Origin of the sequence: Bacillus sp. FSL K6-3459 (assembly GCF_038003305.1) — a bacterium.
GTDB lineage: Bacteria > Bacillota > Bacilli > Bacillales > Bacillaceae > Bacillus > Bacillus pumilus_O.
In genome coordinates this window covers 1,205,423-1,227,377 of record NZ_JBBOOW010000001.1, presented here as the reverse complement: position 1 = coordinate 1,227,377, position 21,955 = coordinate 1,205,423, and the positions used below count along the sequence as shown (strand labels likewise).

The 21,955-nt window shown below is 39.4% G+C and carries 23 protein-coding genes; 10 read left to right on the top strand and 13 right to left on the bottom strand.

The window, feature by feature from the left end; all coding sequences use genetic code 11:
- Positions 1-46: 46 nt before the first annotated feature.
- The 4 genes from MHI35_RS06025 to ggt all read right to left on the bottom strand — a co-directional run bounded on the left by MHI35_RS06025 (position 47) and on the right by ggt (position 4,329).
- The gene (locus MHI35_RS06025; protein ID WP_003212259.1) at positions 47-325 is read right to left on the bottom strand and encodes a PTS sugar transporter subunit IIB; all 279 of its coding nucleotides are present in this window, start codon (positions 323-325) and stop codon (positions 47-49) included.
- Positions 326-344: 19 nt separating this feature from the next.
- Entirely contained in the window at positions 345-1,718 is a 1,374-nt protein-coding gene (locus tag MHI35_RS06020) for a PTS galactitol transporter subunit IIC (protein ID WP_144472353.1), read from the bottom strand.
- Between the two features lie 53 nt (positions 1,719-1,771).
- Positions 1,772-2,239, bottom strand: a complete 468-nt coding sequence (locus MHI35_RS06015; protein ID WP_012009656.1) for a PTS sugar transporter subunit IIA — start codon at positions 2,237-2,239, stop codon at positions 1,772-1,774.
- Between the two features lie 338 nt (positions 2,240-2,577).
- Positions 2,578-4,329, bottom strand: coding sequence for a gamma-glutamyltransferase (gene ggt, locus MHI35_RS06010; RefSeq protein ID WP_335349217.1), 1,752 nt, complete (start codon positions 4,327-4,329; stop codon positions 2,578-2,580).
- Positions 4,330-4,556: 227 nt separating this feature from the next.
- On the opposite strand from ggt, the gene MHI35_RS06005 reads away from it, so the two are divergent.
- The 6 genes from MHI35_RS06005 (at position 4,557) to MHI35_RS05980 (ending at position 8,137) form a co-directional block, all read left to right on the top strand.
- Complete coding sequence (locus MHI35_RS06005; RefSeq protein ID WP_335349216.1) at positions 4,557-5,015, top strand: ASCH domain-containing protein; 459 nt, start codon at positions 4,557-4,559, stop codon at positions 5,013-5,015.
- Positions 5,016-5,221: 206 nt separating this feature from the next.
- Complete coding sequence (locus MHI35_RS06000; protein ID WP_012009652.1) at positions 5,222-5,839, top strand: DUF47 domain-containing protein; 618 nt, start codon at positions 5,222-5,224, stop codon at positions 5,837-5,839.
- Between the two features lie 15 nt (positions 5,840-5,854).
- Positions 5,855-6,853, top strand: coding sequence for an inorganic phosphate transporter (locus MHI35_RS05995; protein ID WP_058014225.1), 999 nt, complete (start codon positions 5,855-5,857; stop codon positions 6,851-6,853).
- Positions 6,854-6,989: 136 nt separating this feature from the next.
- On the top strand, positions 6,990-7,760 hold the full coding sequence (locus MHI35_RS05990) for a type II toxin-antitoxin system SpoIISA family toxin (RefSeq protein ID WP_144523104.1): 771 nt from the start codon (positions 6,990-6,992) through the stop codon (positions 7,758-7,760).
- Positions 7,729-7,905, top strand: a complete 177-nt coding sequence (locus MHI35_RS05985; protein ID WP_080984789.1) for a type II toxin-antitoxin system SpoIISB family antitoxin — start codon at positions 7,729-7,731, stop codon at positions 7,903-7,905. Before MHI35_RS05990 ends, MHI35_RS05985 begins: the two co-directional genes overlap by 32 nt.
- A gap of 100 nt (positions 7,906-8,005) precedes the next feature.
- Positions 8,006-8,137, top strand: a complete 132-nt coding sequence (locus MHI35_RS05980) for a hypothetical protein (RefSeq protein ID WP_257474525.1) — start codon at positions 8,006-8,008, stop codon at positions 8,135-8,137.
- Here the strand turns inward: MHI35_RS05980 and MHI35_RS05975 are convergent.
- On the bottom strand, positions 8,126-9,025 hold the full coding sequence (locus MHI35_RS05975) for an N-acetylmuramoyl-L-alanine amidase (protein ID WP_144523105.1): 900 nt from the start codon (positions 9,023-9,025) through the stop codon (positions 8,126-8,128). The genes MHI35_RS05980 and MHI35_RS05975 overlap by 12 nt on opposite strands.
- 312 nt (positions 9,026-9,337) lie before the next feature.
- Here MHI35_RS05975 and MHI35_RS05970 point away from each other — a divergent pair, with 312 nt between their 5' ends.
- Positions 9,338-9,886 carry an ImmA/IrrE family metallo-endopeptidase gene (locus MHI35_RS05970; protein ID WP_144523106.1) on the top strand — a complete coding sequence of 183 codons (549 nt, stop codon included), beginning with the start codon at positions 9,338-9,340 and terminating at the stop codon, positions 9,884-9,886.
- 20 nt (positions 9,887-9,906) lie between these two features.
- Here MHI35_RS05970 and MHI35_RS05965 read toward each other — a convergent pair whose 3' ends face one another.
- Positions 9,907-10,527: a poly-gamma-glutamate hydrolase family protein gene (locus MHI35_RS05965; protein ID WP_144523107.1), complete on the bottom strand. Its 621-nt coding sequence runs from the start codon at positions 10,525-10,527 to the stop codon at positions 9,907-9,909.
- Between the two features lie 244 nt (positions 10,528-10,771).
- Here MHI35_RS05965 and MHI35_RS05960 point away from each other — a divergent pair, with 244 nt between their 5' ends.
- Positions 10,772-11,143: a DUF5412 domain-containing protein gene (locus MHI35_RS05960; protein ID WP_041815439.1), complete on the top strand. Its 372-nt coding sequence runs from the start codon at positions 10,772-10,774 to the stop codon at positions 11,141-11,143.
- Between the two features lie 36 nt (positions 11,144-11,179).
- Here the strand turns inward: MHI35_RS05960 and MHI35_RS05955 are convergent, their stop codons facing one another.
- Positions 11,180-12,004, bottom strand: coding sequence for a methyl-accepting chemotaxis protein (locus tag MHI35_RS05955; RefSeq protein WP_144523108.1), 825 nt, complete (start codon positions 12,002-12,004; stop codon positions 11,180-11,182).
- Between the two features lie 209 nt (positions 12,005-12,213).
- On the opposite strand from MHI35_RS05955, the gene MHI35_RS05950 reads away from it, so the two are divergent.
- Complete coding sequence (locus tag MHI35_RS05950; RefSeq protein WP_335349215.1) at positions 12,214-13,686, top strand: NAD(P)/FAD-dependent oxidoreductase; 1,473 nt, start codon at positions 12,214-12,216, stop codon at positions 13,684-13,686.
- Between the two features lie 104 nt (positions 13,687-13,790).
- Here MHI35_RS05950 and MHI35_RS05945 read toward each other — a convergent pair whose 3' ends face one another.
- From MHI35_RS05945 to MHI35_RS05920, 6 genes are all read right to left on the bottom strand, one after another.
- Positions 13,791-15,146, bottom strand: coding sequence for an IS1182 family transposase (locus MHI35_RS05945; RefSeq protein WP_340991384.1), 1,356 nt, complete (start codon positions 15,144-15,146; stop codon positions 13,791-13,793).
- A 95-nt stretch (positions 15,147-15,241) separates the two neighbouring features.
- Positions 15,242-16,141: a flagellin Hag gene (hag, locus tag MHI35_RS05940; RefSeq protein ID WP_012009643.1), complete on the bottom strand. Its 900-nt coding sequence runs from the start codon at positions 16,139-16,141 to the stop codon at positions 15,242-15,244.
- Between the two features lie 288 nt (positions 16,142-16,429).
- Positions 16,430-17,320 carry a flagellin Hag gene (gene hag, locus MHI35_RS05935; protein WP_058014234.1) on the bottom strand — a complete coding sequence of 297 codons (891 nt, stop codon included), beginning with the start codon at positions 17,318-17,320 and terminating at the stop codon, positions 16,430-16,432.
- A 213-nt stretch (positions 17,321-17,533) separates the two neighbouring features.
- Complete coding sequence (gene hag / locus MHI35_RS05930) at positions 17,534-18,451, bottom strand: flagellin Hag (RefSeq protein ID WP_211063093.1); 918 nt, start codon at positions 18,449-18,451, stop codon at positions 17,534-17,536.
- Positions 18,452-18,720: 269 nt separating this feature from the next.
- Positions 18,721-19,623 (bottom strand): flagellin Hag, encoded by a 903-nt coding sequence (gene hag / locus MHI35_RS05925; protein WP_144523112.1) that lies wholly within the window; start codon positions 19,621-19,623, stop codon positions 18,721-18,723.
- Positions 19,624-20,015: 392 nt separating this feature from the next.
- The gene (locus MHI35_RS05920; RefSeq protein WP_260983039.1) at positions 20,016-20,627 is read right to left on the bottom strand and encodes a TetR/AcrR family transcriptional regulator; all 612 of its coding nucleotides are present in this window, start codon (positions 20,625-20,627) and stop codon (positions 20,016-20,018) included.
- A gap of 215 nt (positions 20,628-20,842) precedes the next feature.
- Here MHI35_RS05920 and MHI35_RS05915 point away from each other — a divergent pair, with 215 nt between their 5' ends.
- Complete coding sequence (locus MHI35_RS05915; protein WP_144523114.1) at positions 20,843-21,955, top strand: NAD(P)-dependent alcohol dehydrogenase; 1,113 nt, start codon at positions 20,843-20,845, stop codon at positions 21,953-21,955.

The window sequence follows — 21,955 nt, the reverse complement described above, 5'->3', positions numbered from 1 at the left end:
CAGATACATAGAAGGAGCCACGAAAGCTCCTCCATGGGATGATTGTTTACTTAATATGATCGATGATTTTTTCAATATCATCTTCAATGCCAAATCCGGTTAAAAAAGATAATGTTTGAATGACAGGCGTTCCTTTCGTATCACTCACTGGTGTGGTCGTCACGATTAAATCGGCGCCCTCCGCTTTTTGCGGGACTTCTGATGCCTTGCACTGCTCCACCACAACATCGTATCCTTTTTCCTTTAACGTCTCTTCAACCTTTTTAGCAACAACCGTTGATGTTGCAACCGCTGTTCCGCATGAAACCAATATTTTCTTTGCCATAAGAATCCCTCCAACTCGTTTATTGATCTTTCTGATCTAAGCCCATTTCTTTCGCATACTGCTTTCTAATATCATTTCGCACCCAGTACCATAGAAGCGCGTAAGCCAAAGCACAGATGATGGCTGCAATAAAGTACGGATTGCTCGGATCAAGAAGTCTCACCATGATCCAAGGAATGACGTGGGAACCAAGGTCAATACCTGAAATCATATTGGCTCCTTCTGGGAAGTCAAACCCGACTGCTTTCCCCATTGTTGTCGCAAGTGGTGCAAGATTCGTTGCGATAAAGAAGACAATCATTAATGTGAAAATACTGTTAATAAGTCCACGAATTATATTTCCACGAGCGGCGGCTACTGCCCATACAACTGTAAATGGTAGAACTGATAAGTCAGCAAACGGTAGCATGCCGTTGTAAGGCAGAACGACTGCAAGTAGAATCGTAATTGGCACCATAAGAAGGGCTACCGCCATATTCGCCGGGTGACCAATTACAATTGCTGTATCTAAGCCAATATAGACATTTTTCCCTGGGAAGCGCTTTTGAATATAAGAACGAGCGCCCTCAGAGATTGGAATAAGACCTTCCATTAATAACGCAACCATTCTTGGCATGAGCACAAGAACTGCTGCCATTTGAATACCAAGCGTCATGACGCCTTTCGCATCATAGCCACCTAAAAGACCAATAATGATACCAAGTATGAGACCCATCACAAGCGGTTCGCCAAAAATACCAAAACGTTTCTTCAATGTTTCTGGATCAGCATGAATTTTGTTTAAGCCAGGGATTTTGTCAATGATGCGGTTGGACGCATACATAAGCGGCGCGAAGTTGACCGTTTCAGCATGAGCCATCGATACGCCTTTCAATCCAAAATGGTGTTCGATTGTCGGTGCCGTCCAATCGGCTAATTTAAGCGTGATAGCAGAGACGATCAACCCAACAGCAAGTGCCAAGAACATATTATGATAAGCGTAGTAAGTCACAGAGGCTGCGAAAATCAAATGCCAGAAGTTCCAAATATCCACATTCAGTGTTTTCGTAAAGTTAACGGACAATAAGATGACATTTAACAAAAGCACAAGGGGAATCATCAAAGGGGCAACGGGTGTACCAAAGGATATAGCAGCTCCAATCGGCCAACCAACATCTAAAATATCAAGCTTTAGCCCAAGGGAATTAACCATGGCTTTTGCTGCTGGCCCAAGGCCGCTCACAAGTAAATTAATAACAAGGTTGACACCGACAAAACCAATTCCGATCGTAATACCGGCTCGGAAGGATTTTTTAAAGCCTTGCCTTAAAATCATACCGAAAAGCGTCATAATAATCGGGAGCATAATAGTTGGTCCAAGGTCTAATATAAAATCGACAACTTGCTTGATCATACATCCACCTCCTGGATTTTTCAGATAAAGCGCTTACATTGTTTTGTGAAAGTCTATTGATTTAATTCTTTCTGAAGCACATCAACCGCTTCTTCATATGACGTCATATCAGACAGCTTCGTCATCACCTCTTCTTTTCTAAAAAGTGTCATGAGCTTCTCTAACATCACAAGTTGCTTACTAGGTTCAGAGATTGCTAGGACGAACACAATTTTGGCTTGCACAGTTTCATCAGGGCTTCCCATCTTGTGAAAGATAACAGGTTCCTTTAAAGTGGCTACACTAATCGCCGGTTTATTCACATGCTCTGGATCTGTATGTGGAATTGCTACACCAAAGGTCGCAAGTGGAAGGCCTGTAGGATATGTTTTTTCCCTTTCCAGCACCGCTGGTAAAAAACTCGATTTAATATATCCTCCCGCTTCTAATCGCTCTGCTAAATATGTGGTCACCTCCTCTCTCGAAGATGCATCGTACTGCAATTTGATCAGCTGTTCATCTAACTCAAACAAGTTGTTCAAACAACCACCCCTTTCATTTGGTATAAATATGAACACATGTAACAAAAAGAAAGAACATTTCGGAATAGAACCTTTTATAAAGCGCTTACAAATACATATCCTGAAAAATGTTCAATGTTGTTACCTTTGTAAAGATATTATAATATTCTAAATTATAAGTCAATGTCCCTAGGAAAAATTTTATAAAAAAAGATGCCATCTTTTCTACATCTTTCTTCAAATCTGTTCTACTTCTTATTAAATGTGACTTTCTCTCTCTAATCAGCTGTGTTTCTAATATTTTAAATAAAAAAAGAAACGCCATCCTAAAGAGGCGCTTCTTTTCCCGGGAAATGTTCTTATTGGGCTGAGAGCTTTAAATTGACGCCAACGGCAGTTCCGTTTCTCGAAGAGTCAGCCACTCCAGTAAAGGTTCCTGCTTTTCGATCAATGAGTAGCGCTTGGACATTTCCTATATCAATAGGCGAATTGCCAAAACGATGTCCCAGATCATTAAGCTTTGTTCTTACATCGAGAGGGACACCTACTTCATAACGATAAGATGTTGGGCTGTTTGTATAAATTCTTGGTTCTTCAACTGCATCCTGAAGTTCCATCTCATATTCAAGCAAATTCAAAATGGTTTGTGAAACAGAGGCAATGATAGTCGTTCCTCCCGGCGAACCTACTGTCATGACAGGCTCATTATCTTTAAAAATGATGGTCGGTGTCATACTGGACAATGGTCGTTTATTCGGCTGAACTTCATTTGCTCCGCCTGGTCTTGCATCAAAATCTGTTAGTTCATTGTTTAAGAAGAAACCATATTCCGGGACGAGAATCCCTGTACCAAATAACTGCTCAATGGTTGTCGTGAATGACACAACATTTCCCCACTGATCGGCAACAGTAAAATGTGTGGTCTCACCAATGGTTTTATCTTCAGGCTGCGGAACAATAGGTGATGGATTTTTTTCATCCTCATACGCCCACGGATCCCCTTCTTTTGGGTTACGATTCTTTTGATCTAATTGAATAAGAGAGGCTCTTTCTGAAATGTAATCATCGTCTAATAGTCCTTTTAGTGGAACATCTACGAATTCGGGGTCGCCGGCATATGCAGCACGGTCAGCATAGGAGAGATGCATCGTTTCAGCAAGTAGTTGATATTTTTCAAATGATTTGGGGTCATATTGAGATAGGTTAAAGTGATCAAGTATTTTGAGCATTTGCAGCATAAACACCCCGCCTGAGCTTGGTGGAGGCATACTTGCAAGCTGGTATCCTTTATAGTCTCCCCAGATAGGCTTGTCAGTCTCGACCTCATAACGAGCAATGTCATCAGTTGTCATCGTCCCGCCAAAATCTTGGACTGTATTTGCAAGTGCCTTTGCTACTTTTCCTTCATAAAATGCTTTGCTTCCTTTTTTCGCAATGAGTTTAAATGTTTTTGCAAGACCTGGCTGAACGAGGAGGTCTCCTTCTTTGAGCGGCTGATCATTTGGAAGAAAGATTGGCGCTGCCGCCGTTTTCTTCAATTTTCCTTGATGATCGTCAATGGCTTTTGCTAGGACAGAATCGATTTCAAATCCATCCTCTGCCAGCTGAATGGAAGGCTTAATTAATTCCTTCATCGAGCGGGTCCCCCACTTATCTAATGCCGCCTCAAGACCTTTTACAGTCCCTGGAACACCAACAGCGTTACCGTGTGTGGATCGCTCTGCAAACGGAATGACTTTCCCTTCATCTGTTAAAAACATGTCTGGTGTTGCGCCTTGTGGTGCTCTTTCTCGACTATTGATGATGGATGTTTCTTTTGTCTTCCCATCATAAACCATCATAAATCCTCCGCCACCAATTCCAGACATCATGGGCTCTGTCACATTGAGTGCGTACTGGATGGCAACAGCAGCGTCAACAGCGTTTCCACCTTTCTTTAATACATCTGCACCCACCTCTGATGCAAGCGGATGGGCAGTAGCCACCATGCCATCTTTCCCAACAGCTACTTTATTCCCATGAGGTTCGTTTGCAGTGACCTGACTGACAGGCAGAAAAAACGAGAAAACAAGCAGACATATGGACAAAATAGTTAGAGAAATGCGTTTCATACACAACACCCCTTCCATATTCTTACTTTGACCATACCGACTTCTTGACCAGAATACAATAGATTATTCTAAAATTTCTAATTTTTTCATCCTATCATCCTATATTCATCAAATATAAAGCGGGTTTTCAAAACATATGACACACTTATTAAGTAGGGATAAAGACACTATCCTTTCATGTTTTTGATTTCGCGGTATAATAAACGCATCACGAAGGGGGAAAAATGATGAATCAGAAGAGCACCCTATTTTGGGAAACATATTGGAAAGAAAAATTAGAAAGCGCACCAATTGACGCATCTGTTTCCGCTTGGGCATTTGGAGCAGACCCAGATCATTTGCTTGACCTTGTTCTGCAAGGGAAAAAAACAGCGACTTGTTCTGGACATCTTTTTTACGAAAAGGAACAGGAGCCGCTTCCAAAGGCAGGACAATATGCGGTCATTTTAGACAGCCATGACGAACCAAAAGCCATCATAGAGATCACACATGTAGATGTCATGCCGATGAACGAGGTTCCAGAATCATTTGCCCAAGCAGAAGGTGAAGGCGATCTTTCTTATCACTATTGGTACAGAGCCCATCAAGAATTTTTCACAGAAGCACTCGAACCGTACGGATTAGAATTTAAAGAAGACATGCTCCTCGTTTGCGAGCGATTTAAACTTATTTATTCAGCTTCTTAAGCATTAAGCGGCGCCAAAAATGGACCGCTTTTTTCATTTCTTTTCTCCTTTCTGAAAAAGGTGTGTTGAGAACACATCTTTAGGTCAGAATAAGATCAAATAGAAAAAGTGAAGAAATTTTCGACTACACCTGTTTTTTTTCGACAAAAGACTATATAATTATTTGATGTGTGCATTGTCTCATTTATACAATGGAGGGTTTTTACATGTTAAAAAGGAAAAAAGACAAGTTTTCCGTCTTGTTAACGGAAATTGCTAAAAATTTAGATGAAACTGCTGAGTATTTTGTTAGCTATAAAGTAACAAATCAAACCACTCTGAAAGAATTTTCTGACACATTGAAGGAATATGAGACAAAAGGTGATAATCATGTTCATACTATGATTAAAGAGCTGAACAAAGCCTTTATTACACCGATTGAACGTGAAGACATTCTTCAATTGACGAATAGCCTCGACGATGTTTTAGATGGAATTGAGCATTTTTCAGCAACAATGGAAATTTATTCAATGACAAGCTCTGACGAACATATCGACAAATTCAGCCACTACATCAGAGAATGTGCAAAGGAAATTTTAATTACAATCGATTTATTGGCTGAAAATCGCTTAAAAGATATTCAACCACACGCAATCAAAATCAAAGAGATCGAGCATAATTGTGACAATCTTTATCGTAAATCACTAAAAAACTTGTTTGGAAAAGAAACGGATCCAATTAAGGTCATTCAATACAAAGAAATTTACGAAACACTCGAAGAAATTGCTGATTCCTGTCAAGGTGTTGCCAACAATCTAGAAACAATCATTATGAAGAATGCGTAACGGGGTTAGTTAAACATGGACACATTACTCATCCTTACCATATTTATTGTCATTTGTGCACTTGCTTTTGATTTCATCAATGGATTCCACGATACAGCAAATGCCATTGCCACTTCGGTTTCAACAAAGGCGTTAAAGCCTAGACATGCTATTATTATGGCAGCGTTCATGAACTTCTTAGGAGCAATGACATTTACAGGTGTGGCAAAGTCCATTACAAAAGACATCGCAGATCCTTTCACGCTTCAAAACGGTTCTGTTGTCATTTTAGCTGCTTTAATTGCGGCCATTACTTGGAACTTGCTTACTTGGTATTACGGGATTCCGAGTAGTTCATCGCATGCACTGATCGGATCAATTGCAGGAGCTGTTATTGCCTCTGCTGGTTTTGGCGCTTTAAACTATTCGGGATTCATTAAAATCATTCAAGCACTATTGCTTTCACCTATCCTAGCTTTCGTATTAGGATATATCGTGTACACCATTGTTAAATTTATATTTAGAAACCACAATCTCGCAAAAACAAATAAACAATTCCGTCGTGTTCAAATTTTAACTGCCGCACTACAATCGTATACCCACGGAACAAACGATGCGCAAAAGGCGATGGGAATTATTACGATGGCTTTAATTGCAGGTAATTTGCATACAACAGACGATATTCCTTTCTGGGTACAATTCTCTTGTGCACTTGCAATGGGACTAGGTACGTCTATTGGCGGCTGGAAGATTATTAAAACAGTCGGCGGTAAAATTATGAAAATTCGTCCTGTAAACGGAGTATCTGCCGATTTAACGGGGGCAGCGATTATCTTCGGTGCGACATTTATTCACTTACCTGTTAGTACCACTCACGTGATCTCATCTTCTATTCTAGGTGTAGGTTCTGCACACAGAGTAAAAGGAGTAAACTGGGGTACAGCAAAACGTATGCTTGTCACTTGGGTGATCACATTACCGATTTCAGGAACTCTCGGGGCTCTTATATACTTTGTGTTAAATGCGATTATCTAATATCAAAGACCTGTCTGACAGGTCTTTTTTTATTTGCCTGCATTCTTTAACACCCAGCCATTTTTTCATGAAGCAGGGTTTCCAATCATATCCATAGAAATAAATAAGTATCCATCTGTCTATGGGAGAGAAGAACATGCTATTATTTTTTCAATTGACCGTGTGGTTATTGCTAGGTGCCCTTGCTGTATATGTATTTGCCGTATGGCGTTTTGAACAAAAAGTAAAAGAAAAGATGTTTGCCATTCGTAAAACGTGGTATTGGATTTATGTAGCTGGTGCTGTAGTGTACTGGACAAATGACCCTTCTTCAATCTTCACCGATTGGATGCACTACTTGATCATTGCTGTTTTTTTCGCACTAACCGATGCATTCATCTTTCTCAGCTCCTATATTAAAAAACTCGGAAATCACGAACTAGAAACCGACACCCACCAACTCCTAGAACAAAATAACGATCTACTTCATTCTTACCTCAATAAGCTAAAAACGTACCAATACCTATTGAAAAACGAACCGATTCATGTATATTATGGAAGTGTAGAGGCATATATAGAGGGAATTGAACGGCTCATTTATTCTTTTGCCGACAAGATGAATATTCAAGCGGTTCTTTGTCCATACGATACGCAGGAACAAAAAGATGACCTGCTGCGGACACTTGACCAGCGAGCTCTTATTCAGGCGAAGCTTGACAGGCAGGAAGTCTATTACGATGATTTCGGCAAATTGGTGCTCATCCCGTTTTCAGTAGAAGATGATCACTTCGTCATTAAGCTTACCTCTGATGACATTGTCACTGAGTTCGACTATTTATTAATGACGTCACTTACAACAATTTATGATCTAATCTTGCCTGACGAAGAGGAAGGTGATGAAGATGGACCACGCACTTCAAGGGGATAACAACAATCGCAAGAAAAACCCATTTAAAATTTTAAAGAAAAAGCAACATATCAGTATGGCAGATTACAAGGTAAGCCCCCATACTGAGCGTATTTTCAAAAAGAATGAACAGCTCTTGGATGAGTATAAAAATAAAAGGGCTTGATTACACTAAAGGACGCGGAACAAAATCCGCGTCCTGCTTCCATTTTTACATAGACTTGCATACAATAATCTATACGCTGCAACGATTGAGGTGCCAATAAATGAAAAAGAAAATCAAACAATTGAGATATGTTCAATTTGCTGAATATAAGTCGTCGCCTTATATGCGTCGATTAAATGAGCAAAGTGAAGCAGTCATCCAATCATACAAACAGAAACACTCACTGACTTAACAGCTTCAGAAGCTTTTCCTTCGTTTTAGGTCCGTATACCCCATCACTTGGCAGACCATTTACCAGCTGAAAACGCGCTACGGCGTTCGCCGTTTTTTCTCCATAAACTCCGTCTATTCCTTTATTTGCAGCTGCTTTATCAGGATAAAAATAAACAGCAGCAAGCGCCTGCTGGACGCGGCGTACATGCTCTCCCTTTGTCAATGGAGAAGTCATCTTTAAAACCCCATCTGGCAGCTCATACAAGCTCTTTGCATCGTTTCGATAAATTTTGAGAACTTGTCCAATTTGAATCTTATTCGGATCGCTAATGTCATTCCAATTCTGTAAATCTTGAACTGTGACGCCATGAGCTTTCGCAATACTTGTTAACGTATCCCCGCTTTTCACGACATACGTAATGACCGTCTCCGGATCTTCTGCCGATTCAATCCCTTTTTTAAATTCATTCCAAGTAGCAAGAAGCTGGCGTGGACATGCTTTTCCAGACCAGTACTGGTGTGTGACCACGTTTGCTAGCGGAATGTGATGTTCTTTTAACAGCTTTTGAATGAGCCATTGTGCATGTTTGACCGCTTGCTGAAAATTTCCATCTGCATTCTCACAAATTTCAATACCGATCGACTTCCGGTTACCATTCCCATGACCATCCCCTGCATGCCAGCCATTTTCATTTAACGGCAGATGCTGAAAGATTTCATGATCATCCACTGTAAAGTGCCAGCTCACCTCTGTCGTTGGGCTTTTTACATAGGCCGCATGACTTTTTGCATCTGCTCCCTTTGACGTGTTTGCTGTGTTATGCACCGTTACATACTCCGGTGTCATCGCATATCCTGGGCGGTTTCCGTTTCCAACTGGAATAAAATCTTGATAAATTTGTACCATGTACTGCACTCCCTTTTGCTAGATTGAATTGATCTTTCTCATCAATCAGTGGCATTCGTAAGACAATACTTGTTTGTTTTCATGAGAAGACTATGGTAAAATTTGAATTCAATTCACTCTTTTTAGTCGTGAAAAAAGTGCAAAAATACAGAAAAAAACAGGAATTAATTCCATTTCTCCTTGAATTTATGTTAAAATTGATAAAAATAAGCCGATAATAAAAGTAAGTAATAGCTCATTTAGCTATTTAGTCCTATACGGACTTTTCTTTTACGCCAAAAATAGAACATACGTTTGTATGGAGGTTTTCAAATGACTGGTTTTTTAACCCATTTAGAAGAAGATATTAAGCGGTTATATGCTCAATTACAAATAAGCGGTCCTGCTTATAGAGAGATGCAAAGGATTGCTTCTGAATTTCGTGTATGGATCCACTATGAGGAGACTGGTAGCATGATGATCCAGCATCAAGGTCTTTACAGTATTATATTAAACAGATCCCTATCACCTGAAGAACAGTGGCAGGATTTTGCCCACGAGCTTTGTCATGTGCTAAAGCATACAGGCAATCATTTCAAAATGAACAAACTCTTTCGAGAATTGCAGGAGTTTCAGGCAAAACAATTCATGTATCACTTTTGTGTGCCAACCTTTCTGTTGCTGAAAATGAAGCTTCCAACCCTTCGGCAGCAAGCCATTTTGCATATTGCTCAAACGTTTCACGTCACTTGGGCTTTTGCTGAAAAACGGCTTGCCTTATTCGAACAGCGAAAAGCAGGTATTCGCTTTCAGCAGGAGTTTACGTCTTATTTAATGAAAGCAGAAAAGGTCGCAGAAAAAGAAGTCGTTTATCAAACGTAAATCATCGCAGAAAAGTTTATTCAATAAAGGGCTAATACTTGTTTAAGTACATTTGTGTACTGATAAAATTGTTCAGTTTGTGTATCTCGCCGGTAGCGACGCCTAAAGTCTTGAAAGAATGCTCTTCTTTGCGCCTGACTAATTTCAAGTTGTACACTTTTTCCTGTCAGACATTTGTTATTAATATTATCAGGATGTGTTCCAGAAAAACGATCATTTTCGGATAGCAACAATGCATGAAAGCCATTTTGCGTTAAACGCTTCACAGTTTCTGCCGCTCTTTCTCTGTCCGTCCCCCCCACTAACGTTTGAAGCACCTCTGTTTCACCGTAACCATGAAGTGCAAACGTATAATGATGGGAATGGACCTCTGAAAGACAAAGCGGCTCATCAAAGCGTGTACTTGTAATATGAAGAACATGATTGCCTTTTACTTTAAGGCCTTCAAATAAATACATAGAATAGTCACTAGATATTTCATGAATGAGCTCACTCACGCCCGATTCAATTCCTCCGGCATGAGGCGACAAAACTAGTAGCTGGTCACCTTTCCGCTCATGAAGAATTTGATAATCAATCCCTTTTCTTTCATGAGCGGAAAGCTCTTCATAACTTTGATACGTATCGATCATTTGCCTCATGTCATCTGCTCCATTTCTTTATATGAGCATAAGTCTACTGATCCCTCCTTCTTTTGTAAAGAGGTTTTGAATCAAAAATACCAGTTGAATTCTTCCTTAAATTTTCCTTACATTTACGGCATTCTGTTGAATTTTGAGAAAAAATGACCGATAATTGAAACGAATAGAACTTTTGGACTATATGAATCTTTTTGTATTCTCTCTCATAAATTAGAAATATTGCAATCTATACCTGGAGGAATTCATGTTAAAAAAGAAAACCACCCTCACCCTTATCATCTTACTCCTTAGCTTCGCTGGCATTATTTATTGGAAATGCTTCTCTCTTCAAGGCGTGTCTCATGGAACATTCATCCGCTCGATATCATCACCTGACGGAATGTATATCATCAACACCTATCAGCATAGCGGAGGAAAGCTAAAGGAAAACGCAGTCAGAGCAGAAATTGAAAACAAATTAACCCATCGCAAGAAGACAATTTACTGGAAATACCCTGATAAAGACCCTCTCATCCAATGGAAAAACGGACAGCTTGTTCAAATTGGACATGAGTTTTTAAATGTAGTGAAGGGCGACACGTACGATTATCGCTTTGATCAGAACAAGAGAAAATAACAACATACAAAAAAACGAATCTCTTGGATTCGTTTTTTACGTTGACATGACCGTTTGCATAAATTTCTTCATATCTTGACTAACCGTCGTCAATCGATCGACAATTTCACTAAACTCTGTCACAAGTGAGGCCTGTTCTGATGAAGAACCTTTCATATGATCCATACTTTCAAGCAATGTATGTATATTGGAGGAAATGCCTTGCAATGAACTTTCGATGTTTTCTGTTGCACGTGAAGTTTCACTTGAAAGCTTTTGAACCTCACTTGCTACAACACTAAAACCTGCTCCATCTTTTCCTGCTCTGGCCGCTTCAATTGACGCATTCAATCCTAGCAAACTCGTTTGTCTCGAAATGCCTTTAATCATTTTAGTAATATCGGCAGTTTGTTTTGAGCTTTCAAGCGTTTGCTGCGTTTGTAAGGTCATCTCCTCACTTGTAGCAGAGAGCTCCTCTGAATGTGCCGCCACCACGTGCACTTTTTCTTGAATACTTTGAATAATGTCATTCAATGAATCCATATACGCTTCAAGCTCTATTTGATTTTTGAGCGGAAATCCTAAAGCGAGGGCACCAATCACTTGCCCATTTTCATCAAAAATGGGTAATCCCATTGCATTTAAAGGTACTCCATATACTGATTCAGGTACAAACATACTTGATGTCTCTCCTCTCAGCGCTTTTTTCATATTCATATCATCTGGTTTAATACGTTCACCAGCTCGAATTTGAAAATCAACATCTTTCGATGGCAAATACAGCAAAAATTTCTCTCGATCAATGACACCCATCGTTACTTCATTTTTTAAAATCTGCATCATATAAGGTGCTGCTGTTACTATACTCTGTAGTATATCCAATTTCTCTACCCCCTTATATTATGTATCGGTCGTTCTTCTTAAAATAATAGTTTTTTTTAAAAATAATAAGTTATTTCTCATATATACGAGTAAAAAGAAGGGAATTCCCTCTCTATATTCAACAAAACGAATATTTGCTATAATTTAAGCATCAACATATGATGAAATGATCATGTAATCATTTTATATATTCATTGGAGGCGCATGTTGTGAGACAACCTATGACATATGAGCGGGCGATCGTCATTGGCGGCGGTATGACGGGAATACTTGCTGCAAAAGTTTTATCAACGTTTTATCATCAAGTTTTCATTATCGAAAAGGACGAAATGCCAGACTCTCCTAAGAATCGTCTCGGCACTCCTCAAGCTTTTCATCCACATAGAATGCTACCACTAGGCAAGCAAATAGTGGAACGTCTATTTCCTGGTTATACAAAAGAGTTACTGACAATGGGCGGATTTAATACATTGGATCAAACCTCTCGTTTTATCACAAAAGACGGTGAATTAACGCTTACTGATACAGAAGTAACAGCGGTCACAAGACGTGCCATGCTAGAGTGGGTGCTGATGCAAAGAATATTAAATGAGGGACGGGTGCAATGTTTAGAAAAACATGAAGCCCTCTCACTTCAGTTGAAAGAGGGAACAAACCAAGTCATCGGACTGGTCATGAAAGATCGGCATGCAAAGCCAGGACGCATTTTTGAAATGAAAGCAGACTTAGTGATCGATACGTCTGGAAGAATGTCTAAATTGCCAAAATGGCTGAAAGATGCTGGACTGCCCTTACCGCAGACAGATGAATTAAGTGTGTCACTAGGCTACAGCACAAGATACTACAAGATACCACCAGAAGCGCCATACCAGCAATCAATGGTCGTCGTAGGTCAGCCGGAAAGGCAAATCCCAACAGGACTGTTTGAACGGGTAGATGATGATTTAGTAGCTGTTCTTCTCTCTGCAGCTGGCGGATCACATTATCCAACAACAGACGTTAATCAATTTGATTCAGAAACAGCTGCACTCACGCATCTAGCAATCGCAGATGCCATTACCCATTTAACGCCCTATACAATGCCAAAAGGATTTAGAGTCCCTTCTTGCGTGAGAAATCACTATGAACAAATGAATGATTGGCCAAGTGGATTATTGGTGATGGGCGATGCCTTGTGTACATTAGATCCCATTCACGGGCAAGGAATGACAAAGGCCGCACTCGAAGCACAAGTTCTTGAGCGTATGCTCAAACAAGTACAAAAGAATCAGCGGCTATCTTTTGAAAAGGACACATTACAACAAATGCAGCATGCCAATGAACTTGGCTGGTGGCTTTGTGCGATTGCTGATATGGCGTGGGAAGGCGTTGAATTAAAAGGAGAAACAACCATCCCCCATTTGACGTTCGTACAAGGATTTTTAAATCGCTACGTACAATACGCCATTTTAACAAAACAGCCTGAACGTCTTGTGGCGTACCACCGGATGCATTCTTTCTTAAGAGAACCGAGAGACATCATCAACTTAGAACAGCTGCATGACATGATTCAAGCTGACACTTCTGGAGAAACGGCTGAATGGTGGAATCAGTGGGATCAACAGGACGATGAACGCAATCGAGCTTTTTTCCATGAAGCGGTTCCTGACTTTCGTTTACAGCAACTCCTGTTATTCAATTGAAACAAAAAAAAGCCCCTTAATGGGGCTTCAGACCGTAGACAAACCCCACCTTTACTTCAAGTAAAAATGGGGTTTTCACTTTTTTTGAAAAAACATCATGTGTTTTACGCTGGACATGGTACTTTCCATGTCCAGTTTGCTAGCTTTTTAAGGTTCATGGCAGCGAAAGTAAGCATCGCTTGCATTGAAACTTTTTTCAGTCCACGAAGTTTCGTCCAACGCATACCATGCTTTTCTTTTGCATCCGCAAAAACGCGTTCAATCGTTTCTTTCCGTTTTGCGTAGATGCTCTTATTTATTTCAGTAAGTCTCAGATTTTCTGCTTCATCTAGGTAACCCTGCCAAATATGCCGATGAATTTGTTTGGTGTGGTTTTGACTTTGGGTACAGTTATCTAAAAACGAGCAGGACTTACATACTTCTGAATCGGACGCATATTGCTTATAACCTTCTCTAGTCGTTGTACGATAAGAGAGAATTTGCCCGTTGGGGCAAATGTAACAATCAAAATATGCATCGTATACGTATTCATTCTTTTTCAAATAACCAGCTTTTGTTCTTGGACGAGTGTATGGCATGACAGGTCTTATCTCTTGATCCATTAAGAACTTAGCGATGTAAGGTGTTTTATATCCCGCATCTACTGCGACTACATTTGGTTTTCCGACTTTCTCTGTCACCTTTGATACGAGTGAATCCAACATACGACTATCATGAACATTTCCGCCTGTGACCAGCGAGCCTAAAATAAATCCTTTTGAATCACAAGCTGTATGAAATGAATAAGCAAATGACTTTTCACGTTCATCCTTTACATAATAGCCACTCTCTGGGTCAGTTGTACTGACTTTCATTTCTTTTTTCTTCTCTTTATTCTGTAGGGGTAACGGCTTTTTTCCATGTTCCTCACGATCAACATTGATCTCCTCATGAAGCTGATTTTGATAACTTCTCGTCTCTACCCGAACGATTTTCTTTTCAAGTTTTTTCTTATTGGCATTCGCTTTGACATGAGTGGAATCAATAAAGGCAATAGACGGGTCAACGAACCCTTTTTTCATCGCTTCTCTTAAGATTCGGTAAAAAATTTCTTCAAATAAATCTGTATCGTGGAAGCGTCTCACGTAGTTTTTACCGAAGGTAGAAAAGTGCGGAATTTTCTCCGAAAACCCATATCCAATAAACCAACGATAAGCCACGTTGGTTTCAATTTCTTTAATGGTTTGACGCATAGAGCGAATACCAAATAGATATTGGATTAAGACCATCTTAATGAGAACAACAGGATCAACACTTGGTCTACCATTATCAGAACTATAATGATCTTTGACAAGATCATAAATGAAGTCGAAATCGATTGCTTGTTCAATTTTCCGCACAAGATGATCTTCAGGCACTAATTCATCTAAAGCCACTACTTCTAATTGATTTCTTCTTTCTTCTTCACGTTTCGATAACATGTTTATCCCCCACAGATTATTGTTATTACCCTTATTATACAAAAAAGCTTGTAGACTTTGTCTACAAGCTGAAGCCCCTTAATGGGGCTTTTTGATTAACGTAATAATTGAAGTACGTTTTGTGGCTGTTGGTTTGCTTGTGCTAACATCGCTTGAGACGCTTGAGAAAGAATGTTGTTCTTTGTGAACTCACTCATTTCTTTCGCCATGTCAACGTCACGAATACGAGACTCAGCAGCTGTTAAGTTTTCAGCAGAAGCACCAAGGTTGTTGATTGTGTGCTCTAGGCGGTTTTGGACGGCTCCAAGTTTAGAACGCTGGTCTGAAACTTGTTTGATCGCTCCATCAATGATTGCTAATTGATCGTTAAATCCACCTTCTTCATCTGCTGCAATTTCGGCGAAATCAGTTACTTTAATCGTAGAAACGGTTTTATCCTCAACGCCAAGTTTATCAGCAGACATTGCTTCAATATGAACTGACAATTGCTGCGCACCGTTAGCTCCAATTTGGAAAGTAAGTTTTTTCGCTTCTCCGCCTTCTGGTTCAGCAGCAAAAGTTCCATCAAGAAGTTTCTTTCCGTTGAATTCAGTACGGTCAGAAATACCGTTCTTATCTGTACCGTTTCCAATTTCCTGAACTAGTGCATCAATTTCCTCTTGAATTGCACCAAGGTCTGTTTCATCTTGTGTACCAGTGTTTCCAGCTTGTACGACTAATTCACGTACACGTTGAAGGATTGAGTGAGTTTCAGTCAATGCACCTTCAGCTGTTTGAATAAGAGAGATACCGTCTTGAGCATTTTTCGTCGCCATTTCTAAACCGCGGATCTGACCACGCATTTTTTCAGAAATTGCTAGACCTGCTGCATCGTCTCCTGCACGGTTAATTTTAAGACCAGAAGAAAGTTTCTCCATGTTCTTTTGTCCTGCTCCATTGTTTGCAGATAAACGGTTCAGTGTGTTAAGTGCTGCGATATTGTGGTTAATTCTCATGTTTCATGACCTCCATGTTTTGAACCAATTGAACATCCTTGTCCAAAAGTTCTAAATTAGATTTTTTTTGCAAGCCTTACAATTCATTTATCGATCTTTAATGGAATTTGTTTAACAAAAAAGGAATAAATGAGGTAAAAGTCTCATTCGTTATGATCGTTTCGCTAGAGTATGCCAAATTTAAAGGTCATTTTTCATGATTTATCAGAGGGATTTAAGAATCATAAGACTGGAGAAAATGCGAAGAAAAAATAGCATAAAAAAAAGCCCCATAAAAGGGGCTCGTCATTAACGTAGTAATTGAAGTACGTTTTGTGGCTGTTGGTTCGCTTGTGCAAGCATTGCTTGAGACGCTTGAGAAAGAATGTTGTTCTTTGTAAACTCACTCATTTCTTTCGCCATGTCAACGTCACGGATACGAGACTCAGCAGCTGTTAAGTTTTCAGAAGATGCACCAAGGTTGTTGATTGTGTGCTCTAGACGGTTTTGAACCGCACCAAGTTTAGAACGTTGATCTGACACTTGTTTGATTGCATTATCAACGATATCTAATTGATCATTGAAACCACCTGCAGCACCTGCTGCAATAGTTGCAAAATCAGTTACTTTAAGAGCTGAAACTGTTTTAGTTGCATCAGTTGGGTCTGTTCCAAGTTTATCAGCAGACATTGCTTTGATGTTTACATCTAATTTTTGTGCTTTGTTTGCACCAATTTGGAAAGTTAATGTAGCTGTTTCAAAATCACCATTCAACAATTTTTTACCGTTGAACTCAGTACGATCAGAGATACCATTTTTATCAGTACCGTTACCAATTTCTTGAACTAGGTTATTGATTTCTTCTTGGATAGCACCAAGATCCGTATCGTCTTGTGTTCCAGTGTTTCCAGCTTGTACAACTAGTTCACGAACTCGTTGAAGGATTGAGTGAGTTTCAGTCAATGCACCTTCAGCTGTTTGGATAAGCGAGATTCCGTCTTGTGCGTTTTTAGATGCCATTTCTAATCCGCGGATTTGTCCACGCATTTTTTCAGAGATAGCAAGACCTGCTGCGTCATCTCCTGCACGGTTGATTTTAAGCCCAGAAGAAAGTTTCTCCATGTTCTTTTGGCTCGCACCGTTGTTTGCAGACAAACGGTTTAATGTGTTAAGTGCTGCGATATTGTGGTTAATTCTCATTTCCTATTACCTCCATGTATGCGGGACCTGACAGACGTCCTTGTCTGAAAAAAGTCCTTCGTTCTAGGGTCTATATACCCTGACAAGTGTATTATCGGTTTATTTTATAGGAAGTTTAACATTCTTTAATATTTTTTATCGCATTTTAACATATTCAGTTTTATGAACTGTATTAAGTTAGGAAACAAAAAAAGCCCCATAAAGGGCTCTTCATTAACGTAGTAATTGAAGTACGTTTTGTGGCTGTTGGTTCGCTTGTGCAAGCATTGCTTGAGACGCTTGAGAAAGAATGTTGTTCTTTGTAAACTCACTCATTTCTTTCGCCATGTCAACGTCACGGATACGAGACTCAGCAGCTGTTAAGTTTTCACCAGAAGCACCAAGGTTGTTGATTGTGTGCTCTAGACGGTTTTGGACTGCACCAAGTTTAGAACGTTGGTCAGATACTTGTTTGATCGCTCCATCAACGATATCTAATTGATCATCAAAAGAAAGTGCGCCAGTAGCAGTCGGATCAGCGAATTGTGTTACATCGATGTCAGATACTGCGTGGTCTGCTTTAAGAGTTCCGTCAGCTTCTAATGCACCAAGTGCTGTAGAAGACATTGCTTCGATGTTCACATCTAATTTTTGTGCTTTATTTGCACCAATTTGGAAAGTTAATGATTTTGGTGTAGCACCAGTTGCGCTAAAAGAACCGTCAAGTAGTTTCTTTCCGTTAAATTCTGTACGGTCAGAGATACCATTTTTGCCAGAACCGTCACCAATTTCTTGAACTAGGTTAGCAATTTCTTCTTGGATAGCACCAAGATCTGTATCGTCTTGTGTTCCAGTGTTTCCAGCTTGTACGACAAGCTCACGTACACGTTGAAGGATTGAGTGAGTTTCAGTCAATGCACCTTCAGCTGTTTGGATAAGCGAGATTCCGTCTTGTGCGTTTTTAGTAGCCATTTCTAATCCGCGGATTTGCCCACGCATTTTCTCAGAGATTGCTAGACCTGCTGCGTCATCTCCTGCACGGTTGATTTTAAGACCAGAAGAAAGCTTCTCCATGTTCTTTTGGCTCGCACCGTTGTTTGCAGATAAACGGTTTAATGTGTTAAGGGCTGCGATATTGTGGTTAATTCTCATTTCCTATTACCTCCATGTATATGGGACCTAACAGACGTCCTTGTCTGAAAAAAGTCCTTGATTCTAGGGCTTAAAAAACCCTGACAATTCTTTTATCGGATTATTCCACAGGAAGTTTAACATTTTTTAATATTTATTGGTCAATTTTACATATCTTTGTTCACTATTTAGTTTTAAAAAGGTTTCTATTTTGCTATTGGTTCAAGTGATGATCACATAGCCTGTATTAAATTAATAGGAACAAAAAAGCCCCATAAAGGGGCCTGTCATTAACGAAGTAATTGAAGTACGTTTTGTGGTTGTTGGTTCGCTTGTGCAAGCATTGCTTGAGACGCTTGAGAAAGAATGTTGTTCTTCGTGAACTCACTCATTTCTTTCGCCATGTCAACGTCACGGATACGAGACTCAGCAGCTGTTAAGTTCTCAGATGAAGCTCCAAGGTTGTTGATTGTATGCTCCAAACGGTTTTGAACTGCGCCTAGTTTAGAACGTTGATCTGAAACTTGTTTGATCGCACCATCTACGATGTCTAGTTGTTTATCGAATGTAAGTGTTGGTGTAGCAGCAGCAAATTGTGTTACATCAAGATTAGAAATTGCCTCTCCAGCTACAAGATCGCCATTATTATCAACAGCACCAATTTTATCAGAAGACATTGCTTCGATATTTACATCTAATTTTTGTGCTTTGTTTGCACCGATTTGGAATGTTAAAGTAGCTGTACCATCAGCGAAAGCACCATTCAACAATTTTTTACCGTTGAACTCAGTACGATCAGAGATACCGTTTTTCTCAGAACCATTACCAATTTCTTGGACAAGGTTCTTGATTTCTTCTTGAATTGCACCAAGATCTGTATCGTCTTGTGTACCCGTGTTTCCAGCTTGAACAACAAGCTCACGTACACGTTGAAGGATTGAATGAGTTTCAGTCAATGCACCTTCAGCTGTTTGGATAAGTGAGATACCATCTTGTGCGTTTTTTGAAGCCATTTCTAATCCGCGGATTTGTCCACGCATTTTTTCAGAGATTGCAAGACCTGCTGCGTCATCTCCTGCACGGTTGATCTTAAGACCAGAAGAAAGCTTCTCCATGTTCTTTTGGCTCGCACCGTTGTTTGCAGATAAACGGTTCAGTGTGTTAAGTGCTGCGATATTGTGGTTAATTCTCATTTCCTATTACCTCCATGTATGTGGGACCTGACAGACGTCCTTGTCTGAAAAAAGTCCTTCGTTCTAGGGCTTATCAACCCTGACAATTTTATTATCGGACGTGGTAATAGGATGTTTAGTAGATTTTTTTAAAAATATCGCATTTTTAATGACATTAGTCCTTATTTTAACAATTTCACAAAAATTACTGATTAATCATCAGTAGTTTTTCCATTATTTGAATATCAGTATTGCTTGATATCAAACATTAGGATATTTTGGTACACCACTTAGATCCTTCTTACTTGTAAAAGGCCATTTATTATGCTCATCACTTTAAAAATCAAATGAAACCAAAAGTCACTCATTCAATCATCTAAATATGTAGTGTTATAAAGGATATGTTCCAAGCATTACGTTTTCATCATCGTTTCTTCGCCTTTCAGCTGAATCATGAGTGAGGATTGATTATATAATAAATTGATAATGCGGCGTGCCATTTCAGGGGGAGACGCATTGTAGTCATTTCTGATCCATTCAATGATAAAACCAAAAATACCGTATGAACGATATTGGATAAAATAACTGTCGTTGATTTCTGCATACTGATCACTTACAAACGACATTCTATGTTCGAAGATATATTGTATTTTCTTAAGCAATTGTTCTTTTATTTGAGGGATGCGGTCTTCCATCACTAATAAATCATAGTAGTCACGATTTTCGACGATATATTGAAATACATCCGTGCCTTCTGGTTTCATGCGAGTTAAATCTAACAGTGGATTTTCACGAGTCGGTTTACAAAATTCATATTCGAAATCTTCCATTTCCCGGTGAATAAAATCTGCTGCTAGTTCATCTTTACTTTCATAATGCACATAAAACGTCGTCCGGTTATAATTTGCCTTTTCCACAATATCCTTCACTTTTACGTGCGAATATCCTTTTTCTTTTACAAGTATTTTGAATGTTTGTCGAAGTGTTTCTTTTGTTCGCTCAACACGGCGATCCTCTTTTTTCATCATCGGCCCCTCCTTTAGACACTTTTAAAAAAATGTTGATTAGAGATACATAAATTCCTATGTGTTGAAAACCTATACACATAAGTTTTTTTGCTGATTGAAACAAAAAAACTTTCGTCCTACAATCAACTTAGTCATAAAGAAATGAATTTTTTGTGACATTTGATCTAACTTCTTTAGAATATCATACTATACAAAAAGTGAGGGCACATGATATGGAAATTCAAGCGATGGTCACAACAAATGAAAAAGATTTCGAGAAACAAACATTATTACTAGATGATCCAAAAGCAGATGAAGTGCTTGTCAAAATCATTGCATCTGGCGTCTGTCATACTGATGCCACAGTATTAGATGGAACGCTCCCTGTCCCACGTCCTGCTTTATTAGGACATGAAGGCTCTGGCATTGTTGTGAAAGCAGGTTCTAATGTCACAACTGTTCAAGAAGGAGACCACGTTGTACTAGGTTTCGCTTATTGTGGTCATTGTCATAATTGTCTAGATGGGAACGCTGGTGGATGTGAAAACATGATTCCACTGAATTTTTCTGGTCGTAATAAGCATAATGAAACGCCTATCCATACACATGATCATGAAGATGTATCACAATTTTTCGGTCAATCATCATTTGGTACATATGCAACGGTTGATGAAAAAAATGTAGTGAAAGTAGACAAAGAAACCGATTTACGTTATTTAGGACCATTTGGCTGCGGCTTAATGACTGGGAGCGGTACTGTCTTAAATTCACTTGCTCCAGCACCAGGAACAAGCTTTGTTGTTTTCGGTACAGGCGCTGTTGGGTTAAGTGGGTTAATGGCAGCAAAAATTGCAGGCTGTGATCCGATTATTGCCGTTGATATTCATGATAGCCGCCTTGAGTTAGCAAAAGAATTAGGTGCAACACATATCATCAACAGTAAACATGAGAATCCAGCTGAAAAAATTAAGGAAATAACAGAAGGAAAAGGGGCACATTACTCATTTGAAACAACTGGCGTACCAGAAGTCACTCTAGCAGCTCTTCATTGCCTGCGTGTCAAAGGGACTTGTGCAACAGTAGCCGTAGGGAAGCGCGATTTAACATTTAATGTAACAAATGATCTAATGCTCAATGCGCTCACATTAAAAGGTGTGATAGAAGGGGATGCCGTTCCACAACTATTTATTCCTAAACTAGTGAAGTTCTTTAAAAATGGACAATTCCCAGTTGAGAAACTAGCAAAATTCTACGAATTGGAAGATATTGAACAAGCCTTTGAAGATTCTAAAAATGGATCTACGATTAAACCCATTCTTATTTTAGATAAAGAGTATCGTGCTTAA